Genomic DNA, 14,321 nt, shown 5'->3' with positions numbered 1-14,321 from the left:
CATAAGCCGTCCGTCCTTTCATCCAAAGGACGGACGGCTGTTTTATTTCAAGCGCCTGGCCGCCGGCTGGCCGAGCAGCTCCGACAACGGGACGATATCGAAGCCTTGCTCCTTAAGCTCTTCAATCAAAGCGGGGAGCGCGGCGATCGTGCCGGACAAGTCCTGTCCGTCTCCGCCTCCGGCATGCTGAAGCACGATGGAGCCCGGCCGCAGCGTTTTCCGGATATTCATTAGAACGTCGGAGCTTGCCGTATTTCTCCAATCCACAGAATCGACGTCCCAATTCACGACGGTATAATCGTGTTCGCTTAGCCATCTCATCTGCCGGGAGCGAAGCTCGCCGTAAGGCGGACGAATAAAACGAGGCGAATAACCGGCGATCTTTCGAATGGCCCGGTCCGTTCTCAGGATTTGGTTTTGGAATTGTTCCAGGGGCAGCTCGGCGTAGTTCGGATGGTTATAGGAATGATTGCCGATTTCATGCCCTTCCCGATGAATCCGGCGTACCAGCTCTCTATGATCCTCGGCACGGTAACCGACGATAAAAAACGTCGCCCGGACATGCTGCTCCTTCAATATATCCAATATTTGCGGCGTAAAACGGGGGTCCGGCGCATCGTCGAACGTTAACGCCACTTTTTTGGCGTCCCTGGCCCCGTTCGTTACGAAATGGCCCGGAAAGGTTTGCTTATATCGGACCCAGGTCATATCGTTCCGCTGCTGCTCGCTCGCGGGGACGGCCGGAGCGGCGGCGGCGGGAGAACCTATGCCGGAAACGGCGGACATGGCGAAAAAAAGGGCGGTTAAGAGCAGACGAAATCGATTCTCTAGCTTTTTCATACCGGGACCTCCGCTTGAAAATCGGTTTAATGCTAATGAAAAGGCATACCGGATAGTGTGTCCCGTTGAGTCCGAATCATTCATTTCCAGGGCGGGGGGGAACGGGAAACGCCCCGCGCGCTTCCCGTTTTGCAGCCGTTATTTGATCTTGAACACTTGAATCGTTCTTTGCAGCTGGGTTGCCATGGCCAGCATCCGTTCCGTTTCATGGACCACGGCTTGTACGGACGCGATTTGTTCGTTCATGGCCGCGGATACTTGCTCGGTTCCGGCGGCCGATTGCTGGGTAATCGCCGAAATGTTTTGGATCGCGGCGGAAATATTGCGGGCGCTTTCCAGCATGACGTCGCTTTCCCTGGCGAATGCGGCGATTTGATCCGTAATGAACTGAATGCTTGTTGCCATCTCGACGAAAACCTGCTCGGTCTCGCGAATTCTTTCCGACTGCTGGCTGACGATCTCCTCATTGATTTTCATCGTTTCAATCGTATGCTTAATGCTTTCGGTAATGCCTTTCACCAGACCGAATACTTGCTTGGTCGAAGCCATCGATTGCTCGGCCAGCAGGCGGACTTCCTGGGCGACGACCGCAAAGCCTTTGCCGTGCTCGCCTGCGCGGGCGGCTTCGATCGAAGCGTTCAGCGACAGCAGGTTGGTCTGGTCCGCAATTTCCGAAATGCTTTTGGTAATGGAAGATATGCCTTGCGCTTTTTGCGAAAGATCTTGAATGGTTTCCGACACATTCGTCGTAGCGGCGATGTTCTTCTGCATCCCTTCGGACTGCGAATCAAGCGCTTGCCGCCCGCGTTCCACCAGCTCCAGCATGGCGTCGGACCGTTTGTTCATTTCTTTCGTCGAAGCGGCATAGCTCGAGACGAGGTTTTCGATATCGGCGATGGACCCGGAAATGCCGGAAACGCTGGACGATATTTCGTTGGAGCCTGTGGCTAGCTCCGTGGCCGATACCGCCACTTGCTCCATCACGCGTTGGATCTCGGAGTTGCTTTCGAAAATATTGCGGCTTGTTTCCGAGACATGTCGGGTAATGGTCGTCGTCTCGGTTAGAATATCGCGCAGTTTATCGATCATGCTGTTAAAGGAATGGCCGAGTTCGCCCAGCGTACCTGCCGTGCTGATGTCGATTTTGTGCGTGAAGTCGCCTTTCGAGATTCGGTAAGCTGCGTCGGACATTTCGGAGAATGAGCTGCGGATCGAGGAGTCCAGGAATGAAACAACAGGCTGAATGGCAAGGGCAAGAATGATAGCCGCAATCAAAGCAATCCAGACTTTGCCGCCGCTGAAACCGACAATCGAGATGAAGAGGGCTGCCGTAACGGTAAAGGCGCCATAGTTCATCAGCATCAGCTTGCGGCGAACCGTTAAACTTTCAAACCATTCCTTCATAAGAAAGCGCTCCTTTAGTAAGATTATCCATATTATATCATCTCCCTTCGACATAGGTCTACATACTTACTTCATATATCGCAATAGTTCGACAGTAATCAACTAATAGTGCGAATGTTCGAAAAAATTCTCAAATTATGTATTGTAAAAAAATTCAATAGACTCTATAATAAGCACCAAGAACTAGAAAATAAAACAAGAATATAAAATTTCGGGAGGAGGAGCAATAAGGTGGAACTAGATGCTATGCCGTTGGCGAGACAAATCGATTTCGTGTTTCGCCAGTTAGAGAGTGAACTTACGAATGCTTCGGCGGGGACGGTTATGATACATATCCGTAATAACGCTATCGGCAAATTCGGGCTGAAAAATAACCCAATTGAGTTTAAAGACGGAAAAATGGAGAAAATTGGACAAGGGATGTCGCCGTCTCAAGTACATGCCTTCAGAAAATTGGCTATTGAGGCTTTGAAGTTTAGACGTGACTGGACACATGGCGAAATTCTTTACGACTTCGCCGTTCGTCCCAGCACTGCCTCTTGGTCGGCTAGCATTAGCTACGAATCGAACTACAACATGGCGAATTGGAGCTACCGCTCGCCTTCGAAGCACCCAAGCTCCGGAAACGGCAAACTCCTTGACATGCATGGCGGAGAGGTTTAAAGTAAATGAAAATGCGATGACGGGAACAAGTAAGAGCGGCATCCATGCTGACAGAGAGCCGGTGTCAGGTGCAAACCGGTACATGGACCGAATCCGAATGGGCCCCCGAGCAGGGAAGAGGAACGCGTTCGTCCAGAATGCCGATTCTTCTCCGGCTGTTCCCCGTTACGGAGCATCAAGGCTTTCATGGCGCCCAGGCGGCGGCTGTCAAAGCGAATTAGGGTGGCACCACGGTCCCTCGTCCCTTGCGGCGAGGGGCTTTTTTGCGTTTTGGTGACAGCTTCCCTATTTCACTTTAATCCCGAAGGGATTTTCGATCCCCGAACGGGTGGCGAGAGTAAAGCTTTGTTTGGGCTCGGGAAAGTAAAGCTTTGTCCCCTGGGGGACAAGAGCGAGGGGTTCGGTAGAAAGTCTGGCTTAAAGCGCCTTTGCGGCAGGATGCACCCGAGGCGGCAACGTGGCGTAAGAAGCGGGAAGGAGAGCTTTGTCCGTCAGGACAAGCGGCTCGATCTCGTGTGATTGTCAACGCCGGCCGCGTAGAAGGCACGCTCTTTCGGGGTGGCCGGAGGGGCGAGCCCGTTGGAGCCCCTCCATTGGAGGGGTTTGGGGAGGTAGAAAGGGGTGTCCAGAGGGGCGAGCCCCTTGGGGCCCCTCCATTGGAGGGGTTTGGGGAGGTACAAAAAAATGAAGGAGTATGATCGAAATGGGTAAAGTACTTTCAGGCATTCAGCCAAGCGGGCAGCTGACGCTCGGCAATTATATCGGCGCGATGCGCAATTTCGTCAAGCTGCAGCATAGCGAGGAATGTTATTTTATGGTCGTGGACCTGCATGCGATTACGGTGCCGCAGGAGCCGGAGGCGCTGCGCGAGCAAACGGAGGCGGTGGCGGCGCTGTTTATCGCCGCGGGCATTGATCCCGACAAGTCCAACGTTTTTGTGCAATCGCATGTTCGGGCCCATGCCGAGCTTGGCTGGATCCTTACGACGTTGACCGGAATGGGCGAGCTCGAAAGAATGACGCAATTTAAAGACAAGTCGGCCGGCAAGGAATCCGTAGGCGCGGGGTTGTTCGTTTATCCGGCGCTGATGGCAGCGGATATTCTCGTATACAACGCGGATCTCGTTCCGGTTGGCGACGACCAGAAGCAGCATTTGGAGCTTACCCGCGATTTGGCGCACCGGTTTAACTCCAGGTTCGGCGAATATTTCACGATTCCGGAGCCCTATATTCCGGAAGTAGGGGCACGCATCATGTCGCTCGACGACGCAAGCAAAAAAATGAGCAAAAGCAATCCGAATCCGGGCAGCTATATCGCGTTGCTCGACGACCCGTCCGTCATCCGGAAAAAAATTAGCCGGGCGACGACCGATTCCGGCCGGGAAATTAAATACGATCCGTCCGCGAAGCCGGAAGTCAGCAATCTGATCAGCATTTACGCCCAAGTATCGGGAATGTCGATCGCGGAAATCGAAGCGGCGTACGAAGGGCAAGGCTACGGCCCGTTCAAAAAGGATCTTGCCGAACGGATTATCGAAGTGCTCGAGCCGCTCCAAAACCGCTATTACGAAATCCGGAAATCCGGCGAAATTTACGATATTTTGAAACGGGGAGCGGAGAAGGCGGCAGCCGTGGCGGACCGCACGCTGGCGGACGTGAAGAAGCGCATGGGCTTTCTGGCCACATAAGCTTTCCATACCTTCTAAATCGAGATTTTAAAAAAAGAAGCGCGTATAAAGCAGCAACCTCAAGGCTAACCTTGAGGTTGTTGTTGTCTGCGGCGTTTTTTTCCTTTTAACATAAAGCCGGTCCCTATAAACCCGACGGTCGCGATGCTTAAAATAAGCGTTGCCCAAAGATTGTGGCTGATCGATATAGCGGTAGCCGACATGAGAATCGTCGACACGACGGCAAATAACAACGCTAGCGGTTTGGACATCGAAAACGCTCCTTTTGTCATAAAGTTAGCGAAAAATATAGTTCCCCATAAGCATAGTTTCCTAACGCTTGTACATAATAAGCTTGCACCACAAATTACGTACAGAATTGAAAGGAGAATTCCAAATGGCAGGCAGAAACAACAACAACAACCAACTCGTCGTACCTCAAGCACGCCAAGCTCTCCAACAAATGAAATTGGAAGCTGCTCAATCTCTGGGCGTAGTCATTCCGCAAGACGGCTACTATGGAAACGTTACATCTCGCGATGCTGGCTCCCTTGGTGGTTACATCACGAAAAAGCTGGTGCAAATCGCTGAACAACAACTGTCCGGCGGTGTCCGCTAATCGTTTCCATACACAAACAAGCAGTAAGGCTCAAGGGAAACCTTGGGCCTTCTTTTGTGCTGGGGGAAAACGAAAAAAAGCAGGCTGATTCGCGGTTTTTGCGCCTTGCTCTTCAGCCTGCCTGCATTCCGGCAGGTCGTTTGCCAACGATGCTTTAATAGTAACATAAGTTTAATACGAATTCATCTTCAGCCTTTTGGATAGCCGGTCCGTGCTCTGCCAGCCGACATAGGAACCGACCGTTTCGAATTGCTTGTTCATAAGCAGAACGGCGACGAACGGGAATTGCTTGCGATGCAGGTAGCGGACGTCCGCCCAGCGAACCTCGTATCCCCAATCGTGCTCGACGGTTTCCGCGCAGGCAAATTTGGTCAAATACAGAAAGGAACGGACGGAGGGATCGTGCTTGGACCGTTCGACGGCCGGATGGCTTGAGCATTCGACATGATCGAGCCAGGCCACTTTTTCGTTCATCAGCTTTCCGATCATAAACGAGCCGTCGCCGATTTTTTTAACGATATGCCATTGATTTAACGAAATCGTCGGAAAAAGGAAATAGCGGCTTGGTTCGAACGGCAACGGGTCCAAAACAGGAAGCCGCTTCAGCAGCGATCGGCTGCTCAGCGTGCGCCAAACGAAATACACGGCCAAAAACAAATAAAGCAGCGGAAATACGATCTGCGGCCTTGCCGCCCCCGTAGCCCACAGCAAGATGGCGACCAGATGCGTCGTAAAAATGATCGGATCAAAAATGTGAATGACGTTCCAGGAAATCCATTTGTCGTTAAAGGGGCGCATGGCCTGCGTTCCGTAGGCGTTGAACAGGTCCGTCAGCACATGGATCACGACCGAAAGCAGAACCCAGCCGCCGACGTGAAGCCAAGGCAAGCTTCCCCGGTAAAAAAGCTGCAGAACGCCCGTAATGAGCACGGTCCATATCGCAATCGCGGGAATCGAATGGGACAAGCCTCTATGATTGCGAATATAGACGGCGTTTCCGCGGAAACGAAGCAGCGAATCGAGATCGGGGGCTTCCGAGCCGGCAATCGTCCCGATCAAGACGGCGGTGCTCACCGCCGGGCTTGCCGCCACGACAGGGTCAATCATGGCGAGGCCGCCAATGCCGATTCCCATGATGAAATGGGTTCCTGAATCCATAAGTCGATCTCCTCCTGGGGCTGCCGAAGCCGGCTTTGACCGGAACGGCCTTTTTCATGTAGTATCAACGAAGCGGACCAACATTATGATAGCCGCCGATGAAACGGCTTGCGAAGGGGAGAGAACCATGTACATTTGTTTCGCGGAATATAAAATACGTCCGGAAGACAAGGAGCGGTACGCCGCTTACACCGGCTCGCTGCTCGTTCAGGAACGTTACCGCAACGTTCATTTATATGAAGGAACGGATCAGCCGTGCCTGTTCGTCGAGCTTTGGACGGCGGCGACTGCGGAGGAAGCCGAACAAATAAAGAAAGAACGCTCGGACAAGCGTTCCCCTTGGTATCGCGTGAGCGAATGGATTCCCGGCGGAGCCGGCAAAATGCATATTTGGACGTTCCGTCCGTCGGGCGGACGGCCGCTCGTCATCGAAAATCCTTGATAGGCTATTTGGTTATCGGCTAGTGGTGACCGTGCCGACGGTTGCCGTTCCCATAGGCGTCGATTGGGTGACCGTGCCGCCTTGGAACGGATATTCGTACGCGATCGGTTCATTAAACGTCACGTAGTCGAGATTGAGCGTCAGCAGCAAAAATCTCATTCCCGTGGAAGGATCGCTGATGATGATATGGTCGCGCCCGGCCGCTTCGATAACCCCGGTGAAAATTTTGGCGTTCCATTCCTTGTTGTTTTCGTACGTCATGTAGAAGGTCGCTTTTTTGCCGCGGTTAAGCCGCAAAATATTCTCGACAAAAGATTCTTCCGCCGGAACCGTCACGATATTGCCGCCGCCGGGCGTAACGAACGAGCCACTCGGCACGGCGGCTGGGCCGGTTTGCGGTCCGATCTGCGCAGGCAGCGTCGTCGGCTGTTGATATTGGGGGTACATATAGGGCGGATATTGAGGGCGATAGCCGTATTCTCCCATACCGCCGGAGCTTGCCGAAATGTTTCCATAACCTAATGCCATTGTTCCATTCCCTCTCTTTCATTTATAGAACACAATTCAACATCCATACGTTTTTCCGTGAAAGCCAAGCGGCTTCAAAATACCCGCGGGCAGTCTTCAGAACTCGGAATAAAAAAGCAATGCGCTTTGAAGCGGCCGCTGTTGGTCTGGTCATACCAGGTTCCCGGACAATCGCCCGTCGGCCTGAAAAACCATAATGCGTTCGAGGCGGGATGCTGCCGCTCGCCGTTGATGACTCTTCGGGCAAGGCGTATCTCGCGGTCGCGGGCCGATTGGTAGAAGTACCCTTTCTGGGTAGCCTCGAAGCCGCCGGGTCTTTGGAAAACCATCTGCGGAATCGTACGGATGTTGCGGAAATCGAGGCAGTTGCCCCGAACGCGGTTTACGCCGACGTTGCCGACCATGAGCATGCCGAGTTCGCCTTCGCCTTCCGCCTCGGCCCGCATAAGGCGGGCAAGCATTTTAATGTCGCTTTCATTTGCTTTAATAACCGCCATAGCTTCGCTTCACCACATCCTTCGTTAGGCAGGTTCCAATTCACATACTAATAGGCGTCTAACTACATACTTATTGTATTGGGAAGGATGCCGAAGGGTTCCAAAAAGTGTTCACATTTTGAATGGCGAAATGATGAACAATGTCGTATTTGTTATCATATTTGAATTTTTTTTGGTATGATTAATTACAGTTTCAATACTTGAATGGGGGGCGCTACAAGCGTCTTGGGAGGCTTACTTACGTGTTAAAGGACTTTATTCAATTAACCAAGCCGCGCCTGCTGCTGCTTAACGTCATCGCATCGCTTGCCGGTTTTTGCGTGGCGTCCAAATGGGATATCGAATGGCTGCTGCTCCTATGGATGCTGATCGGCACGACCCTTACAATCGGTTCGGCATGCGTCATCAATAATTATTGGGACCGCGAATTGGACAAAAAGATGGAACGGACAAGCAACCGGCCGTTGCCTTCGGGCCGATTGACCCCCGGTACCGTCTTGATTTACGGCATCGTTCTCGGCCTGCTCGGCATCGGGACGCTGTTCGTTCTCGTCAATCCCGTTGCGGGCTGGCTGGGCCTGCTTGGCTGGGCCGTATACGTGCTCGTTTATACGATGTGGCTGAAACGCACTTCGACATGGAACACGTCTATCGGCGGAATTTCCGGCGCGATGCCTCCGGTTATCGGTTACGTCGCCGTAACGGAACGGATCGACATCGGCGCCTGGCTGCTGTTCGCGCTTCTGTTCCTGTGGCAGCCGCCGCATTTCTGGTCGCTTGCGATCCGCAAGGTGGAGGAATACCGCGCCGCAGGTTTCCCGATGCTACCGGTCGTGAAAGGCATCAAGCGCACCAAGCTGCAGATGATTCCTTACGTGCTGCTGCTTGTGCCTTCAGGCGTACTGCTGTACGTTTACGATTATGTCGGCGTTATTTTCCTTGTCATTTCGACCGTGTTAAGCATCGCCTGGAGCGTTCAGACCATGGCGGGCAGCAAGGCGGCCGACACGAACAAATGGGCGAAGACGAACTTTATGTATTCGGTGAACTACCTGATGCTTATTCTGGTCATCATGATTATCGACACCTCGGGCTTATATTAACATTAACTCGCGGAAGAGGGAGAACTCGCATGGCGTTTGTCCGGAAGCATGGCTTTAAATTGGCAGTGCTTGCCCTTTGCTTGAGTTTTGGCCTTTATTTATGGTTTGCGAAATGGTCGGCGGAAGGCGAGACGCTTCCTGTTATTCAGGCGGCGCCTTCTTTCGCGTTGACCGATATCGACGGCAACGAAGTGTCGCTGGAATCGACGAACGGCAAGGCCCGTATCGTCTATTTTTATTTCGCCAATTGTCCCGACGTATGCCCGCCGACGACTTTTTTGCTGTCGCAGGTGCAGGAGCTGCTGAAGAAGGACGGGACGCTCGGGAAGGAAGCGGAGATTATCTCGATTACGTTCGATCCGGAGCGCGATACGCCGGAGGCGATCCGCGCCTTCGCCGAGCGGAATTTTGCCGATCTGTCGGGCGGCTGGCTGTTTTTGCGCGGGGATGACGAGGAACAGTCGCTCCAGCTTGCGAAATCGTTTGGCGTCGGAGTCATAAAGGACGAAGCGACCGGCAATTACGGTCATTCGAATATTATCACGCTCGTCGACAAGCAAGGCCAGATCCGCAAATATATAAACGGCAGCGAGGAGTCGCTGACCGCCGAACAAATTGCGGAAGAGCTGAAGAAGCTGATGTAACCGGCCGCTGCCGCCGGGAGAGCGGCGGTTTCCCGGCGAGCTCGTACATATGGGGAAACGAGATGGACATTTTTATTCATATTTTGGTCAACAACGTCATTCCGCTGTCTGTCATGATCGCCATCGGCGTCGCGATGGAGCGGATATTTTCCTTAAATATCAAGACGTTGTCCAAGCTTAATTTTTATGTATTTTCGCCTGCCGTTATGTTTCATTTATTGTATACGACGCCCATCTCGGCGGGGCTGATCGGCACCGTGCTGCTCTTTGTCGCGATTTATTTGCTGCTGCTGGCGGCGCTTGCGGAGATTGCGGTCAGGGCGAGAGGGCTTAAAGGCGGGATGAGGGGCGCGATGCGCAACAGCGTCATGTTCTATAACAGCGCCAATTACGGAATACCGATCAACCAGCTGGCGTTCGCGGGCAATCCGTATACGCTGTCGGTCCAGATTATCGTCATGATGACCCAATCGCTGCTTCCGAATACGCTCGGGATTTATTCGGTGAATGCGCACAAAAGCAATTGGAGAGCCATTGGTCGGACCATTTTGTCGCAGCCGGTCATATACGTCATTCCGATCGCGTTTCTGCTGAGGGGGTTTCAAGTACCGATTCCGGGAGCGATCGAAACGCCGATTCAATATTTGGCCGACGCTTTTATCGGAACCGCCTTGCTGACGCTTGGCGTCCAGCTTGGAAGCATGAGCTGGCGGATAAGCCGCGCGCAGCTGTCGAACGTGATGATATCCTGCACGCTGCGGCTTGTCGCCGGCCCGGCGCTCGCCGCGCTTATCGTCTGGGGGCTTGGCGCATTCGTCGAGCTGGACTGGCAAACGGCCTCCGCGCTGATCGTGGCGTCCGCCGTGCCTTCCTCGTTAAGCAGCGTATTGCTGGCCGTCGAATTCGACAACGAGCCGGAATTTTCGTCGCAAGCGGTGTTTGCGTCGACGCTGCTCAGCATCGTTACGGTAGCGCTGGTCATTTATTTCGTTCAGATTTGATCCTCTTTGAGGGATTGGGGAGATCGGCTCGGGGCAAGCCGAAACGAGTAAGTTCGTTCGGAGTTGTCGATGCTTATAAATCCTTATTGTCGTACAAAATATAGGCCTCGAGCCCGGCTTTCTCCAGCTGCTCGATCAAATATTCCTCCGGCGTATTCTCCACGCCGGGATATCCCCGCCTCGTATAAATATGCTCCGCATCGGGAAAGACGTCCCGCAGTATTCCGCGAATCCGCTTGCCGGAAGCGTCGTTGTCCATAAACAGAAAGACGTCGGCGGCGCCGACCTGCTTGCGCAGCTTTTCGATCCGGTCCGTGCCGGGCGTGCCGAAGGTGCAATAAACCGGAACGGCTTCGCTCAAGACGCGGCGGAGCTTGCTTTTGTCGTTTTTTCCTTCCACTATGATCGCGATTTGTTCCATGAACCGTCACCTCGCTTCAAGTATGCGAGTAATATAAGGAGAAGTCAATTTCGCCGCAAATGCAAAGAAACGGCCCCCGACGGGAGCCGTTCCTTCAGAGCTTCTTAATTCCAGAAGCCGCATCCGCAAATGATGATGACGAGCAGGATAAACAGTACCAGAATAAATCCAAGGCTCCAACCTCCGCCGCAGTAACCGTAACCATGCCCGTAGCCTTTGTGCTCATAAGACATCGATGAAGTCACCCCTCTCTCGTTATCGGTGAGGTCCTAGCAGCCGCATTCGGATAGATGGGGGCGTCTGTTCCTCGCGGCTGCTTGACACAATGTATCATATGTACCGGAGTGACGAATGCCTTGTGCATCTACCCAGTCCGGGAAAAATGGGTACTTGACCGGTATGGCCCTCTTCTGTGAAACGGCAGAATCGAAACGGCGGCCATCAATACCAGAAAGGCGATATAGTAAGGAGATACATACTCGCGCAATTGCCCGGCAAGCATCGGGCCGAGGAATGCGCCGACGGAATAGGCGATGGACAAGATCGAAAACGTCCGGCCGTATTTCGTGCCGCCGCTCAGCTCGATGAGCAGCGTCGGGATGGCCGGCAGGACGACGCCTTTGGCCATGCCGAGAAAGAGCAGCATGACCATGAGCGGAACCGGCAGCCCGGCGGCAATGCCGAAATAGACGACGGCAAGCAGCAGCGCTCCCCAAAGCGTCCGGATAAAGGGGGAGAGCCGGTTCAGAAACAGCATGCTGAGCGTTACGAGCGCTCCAATGCTGACGACGGAGAACAGCAGGCCGGTCGTCATGATTCCTTCCGTGCCGGAGTTCATAAGCGGCAGTTCGAACGACAATATGCCTTGAGCGCAGCTGGTCGCGATCGGCAATACGTAAACGAGCCAAGGAATGCCGGCGCTTCCGCTTGGCGGACCCGGGAGAACGGCTGCCGCGGGGGAGGCCGGGGATTGGGCCGGAATGTCGCGGATAAAAAGCAAGGCCAGAAGGGCGGTGCCGATCAAGATCCATCCCAGCAAATAAAACGCCGTCGTAAAGCCGATTTTCGCGACCAGATAAGCGCCGGCGGCAGGCGAAACGACGGAGGCCAGCGTATGGACAAGGCCGTTGCCGGCCATCAGCTTGCCTTGCTCCGTAATGTTTGCGGTCATGCGCGCGAGCAGCGCCAGGCATGCCGGCGACAGGAAGGCGAGGACGAAACCGCTGATCGAACGGAGGACAAGCAGCTGCCACGGGTCGGTTACGTTCGACTGGAACAAGAGCACGACGCCGGCAAATAAAAGGCTCAGCACGATGAAGAGCCGGCTGCCGTACCGGTCGACGCCGTATCCGGCGGCAATATTGCCGGGAAGATGGGTAATGGAGTACATGCCCATCATTAAGCCGATAAACGAAGGAGCCGCTCCGAGGGATACGGCGAAAGGCGTTAGAATCGGGTATTGGGCATGAAGATCGAAGAACGCGACAAACAAAAACAAATAAAGCCAAATGGCCGTTTTCACGGTCCGCACCTCCCGGTTTAAGGATTGCCGTATAGACTACTTGTACGTCCCGGCAGGACAAGATATGACTGCCCCAGGCGCTTCGCTTTCGCCGGCGTTTACCCCGGCTCCGCGCTCGGGTATAATGTTTTGTAATAGATGCTAGGGTGCGATATAATGGAGGGGATTGGCGTTGGATTTTTTGAATTTCACCGAATATGATTGGAATACGTGGACCATGTTCTTCAAGGAGCATTGGCTCATTTTGCTTGTCGCGCTGGTCGTGCTGCTGCTGATCGTGCGAATCGTGAAGACGGTCGTGAAGTGGGCGATCGTCGCCGTTATCGTAATCGGCGTCGTGCTCTATAGCGGCTACAGCATGGAAGATTTGAAGGCGATCGGCACGAAAGTGACAGACAGCGTGAGGCAGGAAGCCATCAGCGCGATGGCGGGAGAAATGGGAAGCGCCACGTATACCGAGAACGGCGACGGAACGTTTACCGTATCGACCGATACGGTGGAGCTGACCGGGAAACCGGACAGCGGCGAAGTAACGGTGTCGTTCCGGGGCACGCCTCTCGGCACATGGAAAATTTCGGATACGATCCAGGAGCTGATCGATCAAGCCAAGCGGAACAGCTAAGCTGCCGCGATATATAGGAGGGATTTCATAATGGATGGGGTTGCGGCGCTTAACCGTCTCGAGCCTGTATCCGTTATCGTGCTCCTTCTTCTGATTGGCTCGCTTATGCAAGGAATTGGAAGGGGCGCGTCGGGATCCGCGAGGCGCTTTTTCTTTTTTATATGGGACGCCGTTATGCTGGTCGTTTGCCTCGTGCTTGCAGGCAAGCTGGCGGAATGGCTGTCGCCCGCCGCGGCGGACTGGCTCGCGAAGCGGGTGACCGTTCCGGACCGGGAGCTCGGTTCCCTGGAGCAGGTGTGGTATACGATGCTGACCAGCGTCCGGGACTTTGCCTTGCTCCGGTTCGGCGCTTTGTTCCTGCTCGCCTATTTGCTGCTGCGGCTTGCGGCGAACGTGTTGCTCGAGCCGCTCGTTCGCCCGCTGCTCTTCCGGCGGGAGGAGGGCGGCAGCCGCGGGGCTTCCGAAGCGTTGCCGTTTCCGGGCGGGCGCGCCGCTAGCCGAGTTGCGGGCGCATTGATCGGAGCGTTGCACGGCGCGGGACGGGCGTTTGTATTTATGGCGCTGCTGTTCGTCTATGTATCGTTGCTTCCGTCCGGACCGTTCGCCGACCGGATTGCGGCGTCGCCGCTATACAGGCAAACCGCCTCCTGGCTCGAGCCGGCGGCAGGCAAGGCGATCGCCGGTCAAGGCCCGGTGCTGGCCAAGGCCGTGCAGGACGAACTGTACAAGGTGCTCGACCGCAAATACGAAATTATCGATTACAACATACCGGCCGATATCGAAGGGGCGGCGCTTCAAATTACGGCAGACGCCGAGACCGATCGGGAGAAGGCGCGCGCGTTATACGATTGGGTAGGCTCGCGCATTTCGTACGATTGGGAGAAAGCCGACCGTTACGTCCAACTGGGCGAATGGAAAGAACAGACGCCGCAGGAGACGTATGAGATGCGAACCGGCGTCTGCATCGATTATGCGAGGCTTTATGCGATGATGGCCCGTTCCGCCGGCCTCACGGTCCGGGTCGTAACCGGACTCGGGGCGGACGGGAACGGCGGCTACGGCCCGCATGCCTGGAACGAAGTGAAGCTGGACGGGGAATGGACGCCGCTGGACGCGACGTGGGCATCGTCGGGCGACTGGTTTGACGCTCCCCGCTTCGAAGAAACGCATATTCGGGAAGTATAAACGAGC

At 54.4% G+C, this 14,321-nt stretch carries 19 protein-coding genes; 10 read left to right on the top strand and 9 right to left on the bottom strand.

From position 1 onward, the window contains the following. Window positions 1-42: 42 nt before the first annotated feature. Both ACFSW5_RS03010 and ACFSW5_RS03005 read right to left on the bottom strand, forming a co-directional pair. Window positions 43-840: a polysaccharide deacetylase family protein gene (locus ACFSW5_RS03010; RefSeq protein ID WP_379269611.1), complete on the bottom strand. Its 798-nt coding sequence runs from the start codon at window positions 838-840 to the stop codon at window positions 43-45. A 138-nt stretch (window positions 841-978) separates the two neighbouring features. Beyond that, window positions 979-2,244, bottom strand: a complete 1,266-nt coding sequence (locus ACFSW5_RS03005; protein WP_379269609.1) for a methyl-accepting chemotaxis protein — start codon at window positions 2,242-2,244, stop codon at window positions 979-981. A 231-nt stretch (window positions 2,245-2,475) separates the two neighbouring features. Between ACFSW5_RS03005 and ACFSW5_RS03000 the strand changes: the two genes are divergently transcribed. The 3 genes from ACFSW5_RS03000 (at window position 2,476) to trpS (ending at window position 4,594) form a co-directional block, all read left to right on the top strand. Beyond that, window positions 2,476-2,907, top strand: a complete 432-nt coding sequence (locus ACFSW5_RS03000) for an O-methyltransferase (protein WP_379269607.1) — start codon at window positions 2,476-2,478, stop codon at window positions 2,905-2,907. Window positions 2,908-2,951: 44 nt separating this feature from the next. Beyond that, the gene (locus ACFSW5_RS02995) at window positions 2,952-3,128 is read left to right on the top strand and encodes a hypothetical protein (RefSeq protein WP_379269605.1); all 177 of its coding nucleotides are present in this window, start codon (window positions 2,952-2,954) and stop codon (window positions 3,126-3,128) included. 482 nt (window positions 3,129-3,610) lie between these two features. Beyond that, entirely contained in the window at window positions 3,611-4,594 is a 984-nt protein-coding gene (gene trpS / locus ACFSW5_RS02990) for a tryptophan--tRNA ligase (RefSeq protein WP_379269602.1), read from the top strand. Between the two features lie 65 nt (window positions 4,595-4,659). On the opposite strand, the gene ACFSW5_RS02985 is transcribed toward trpS, so the two are convergent. Next, complete coding sequence (locus ACFSW5_RS02985) at window positions 4,660-4,845, bottom strand: DUF5325 family protein (RefSeq protein ID WP_379269599.1); 186 nt, start codon at window positions 4,843-4,845, stop codon at window positions 4,660-4,662. Between the two features lie 125 nt (window positions 4,846-4,970). Between ACFSW5_RS02985 and ACFSW5_RS02980 the strand changes: the two genes are divergently transcribed. Further along, window positions 4,971-5,192, top strand: coding sequence for a small, acid-soluble spore protein, alpha/beta type (locus ACFSW5_RS02980; protein ID WP_379269597.1), 222 nt, complete (start codon window positions 4,971-4,973; stop codon window positions 5,190-5,192). 171 nt (window positions 5,193-5,363) lie between these two features. On the opposite strand, the gene ACFSW5_RS02975 is transcribed toward ACFSW5_RS02980, so the two are convergent. Then, window positions 5,364-6,350: a metal-dependent hydrolase gene (locus ACFSW5_RS02975; RefSeq protein WP_379269595.1), complete on the bottom strand. Its 987-nt coding sequence runs from the start codon at window positions 6,348-6,350 to the stop codon at window positions 5,364-5,366. Between the two features lie 127 nt (window positions 6,351-6,477). Here ACFSW5_RS02975 and ACFSW5_RS02970 point away from each other — a divergent pair, with 127 nt between their 5' ends. Beyond that, a complete protein-coding gene (locus ACFSW5_RS02970; RefSeq protein WP_379269593.1) occupies window positions 6,478-6,792 on the top strand; it encodes a hypothetical protein in 315 nt (104 codons plus the stop codon). 12 nt (window positions 6,793-6,804) lie between these two features. On the opposite strand, the gene gerQ is transcribed toward ACFSW5_RS02970, so the two are convergent. Both gerQ and ACFSW5_RS02960 read right to left on the bottom strand, forming a co-directional pair. After that, on the bottom strand, window positions 6,805-7,320 hold the full coding sequence (gene gerQ / locus ACFSW5_RS02965; protein ID WP_379269591.1) for a spore coat protein GerQ: 516 nt from the start codon (window positions 7,318-7,320) through the stop codon (window positions 6,805-6,807). A gap of 74 nt (window positions 7,321-7,394) precedes the next feature. Next, the gene (locus ACFSW5_RS02960; RefSeq protein ID WP_379269589.1) at window positions 7,395-7,817 is read right to left on the bottom strand and encodes a cell wall hydrolase; all 423 of its coding nucleotides are present in this window, start codon (window positions 7,815-7,817) and stop codon (window positions 7,395-7,397) included. 200 nt (window positions 7,818-8,017) lie between these two features. Between ACFSW5_RS02960 and cyoE the strand changes: the two genes are divergently transcribed. From cyoE to ACFSW5_RS02945, 3 genes are all read left to right on the top strand, one after another. Beyond that, window positions 8,018-8,920 (top strand): heme o synthase, encoded by a 903-nt coding sequence (gene cyoE / locus ACFSW5_RS02955; RefSeq protein WP_379269587.1) that lies wholly within the window; start codon window positions 8,018-8,020, stop codon window positions 8,918-8,920. 29 nt (window positions 8,921-8,949) lie between these two features. Next, window positions 8,950-9,564 (top strand): SCO family protein, encoded by a 615-nt coding sequence (locus tag ACFSW5_RS02950; protein ID WP_379269585.1) that lies wholly within the window; start codon window positions 8,950-8,952, stop codon window positions 9,562-9,564. 62 nt (window positions 9,565-9,626) lie between these two features. Beyond that, window positions 9,627-10,565: an AEC family transporter gene (locus ACFSW5_RS02945; RefSeq protein WP_379269583.1), complete on the top strand. Its 939-nt coding sequence runs from the start codon at window positions 9,627-9,629 to the stop codon at window positions 10,563-10,565. 73 nt (window positions 10,566-10,638) lie between these two features. Here the strand turns inward: ACFSW5_RS02945 and ACFSW5_RS02940 are convergent, their stop codons facing one another. From ACFSW5_RS02940 to ACFSW5_RS02930, 3 genes are all read right to left on the bottom strand, one after another. Beyond that, the gene (locus ACFSW5_RS02940; protein ID WP_379269581.1) at window positions 10,639-10,986 is read right to left on the bottom strand and encodes a toprim domain-containing protein; all 348 of its coding nucleotides are present in this window, start codon (window positions 10,984-10,986) and stop codon (window positions 10,639-10,641) included. A 104-nt stretch (window positions 10,987-11,090) separates the two neighbouring features. Next, window positions 11,091-11,219 carry a sporulation protein YjcZ gene (locus tag ACFSW5_RS02935; protein WP_379269578.1) on the bottom strand — a complete coding sequence of 43 codons (129 nt, stop codon included), beginning with the start codon at window positions 11,217-11,219 and terminating at the stop codon, window positions 11,091-11,093. A gap of 131 nt (window positions 11,220-11,350) precedes the next feature. Continuing rightward, on the bottom strand, window positions 11,351-12,508 hold the full coding sequence (locus ACFSW5_RS02930) for an MFS transporter (protein WP_379269576.1): 1,158 nt from the start codon (window positions 12,506-12,508) through the stop codon (window positions 11,351-11,353). A gap of 172 nt (window positions 12,509-12,680) precedes the next feature. Between ACFSW5_RS02930 and ACFSW5_RS02925 the strand changes: the two genes are divergently transcribed. Both ACFSW5_RS02925 and ACFSW5_RS02920 read left to right on the top strand, forming a co-directional pair. Further along, window positions 12,681-13,130: a hypothetical protein gene (locus ACFSW5_RS02925; RefSeq protein ID WP_379269574.1), complete on the top strand. Its 450-nt coding sequence runs from the start codon at window positions 12,681-12,683 to the stop codon at window positions 13,128-13,130. A gap of 30 nt (window positions 13,131-13,160) precedes the next feature. Then, window positions 13,161-14,315 carry a transglutaminase domain-containing protein gene (locus ACFSW5_RS02920; protein ID WP_379269572.1) on the top strand — a complete coding sequence of 385 codons (1,155 nt, stop codon included), beginning with the start codon at window positions 13,161-13,163 and terminating at the stop codon, window positions 14,313-14,315. The last annotated feature ends 6 nt before the right edge of the window (window positions 14,316-14,321 follow it).

The organism is Paenibacillus thailandensis, assembly GCF_042685365.1.
Lineage (GTDB): Bacteria > Bacillota > Bacilli > Paenibacillales > Paenibacillaceae > Paenibacillus_AP > Paenibacillus_AP thailandensis.
This window is presented reverse-complemented; position numbering and strand designations above follow the sequence as displayed.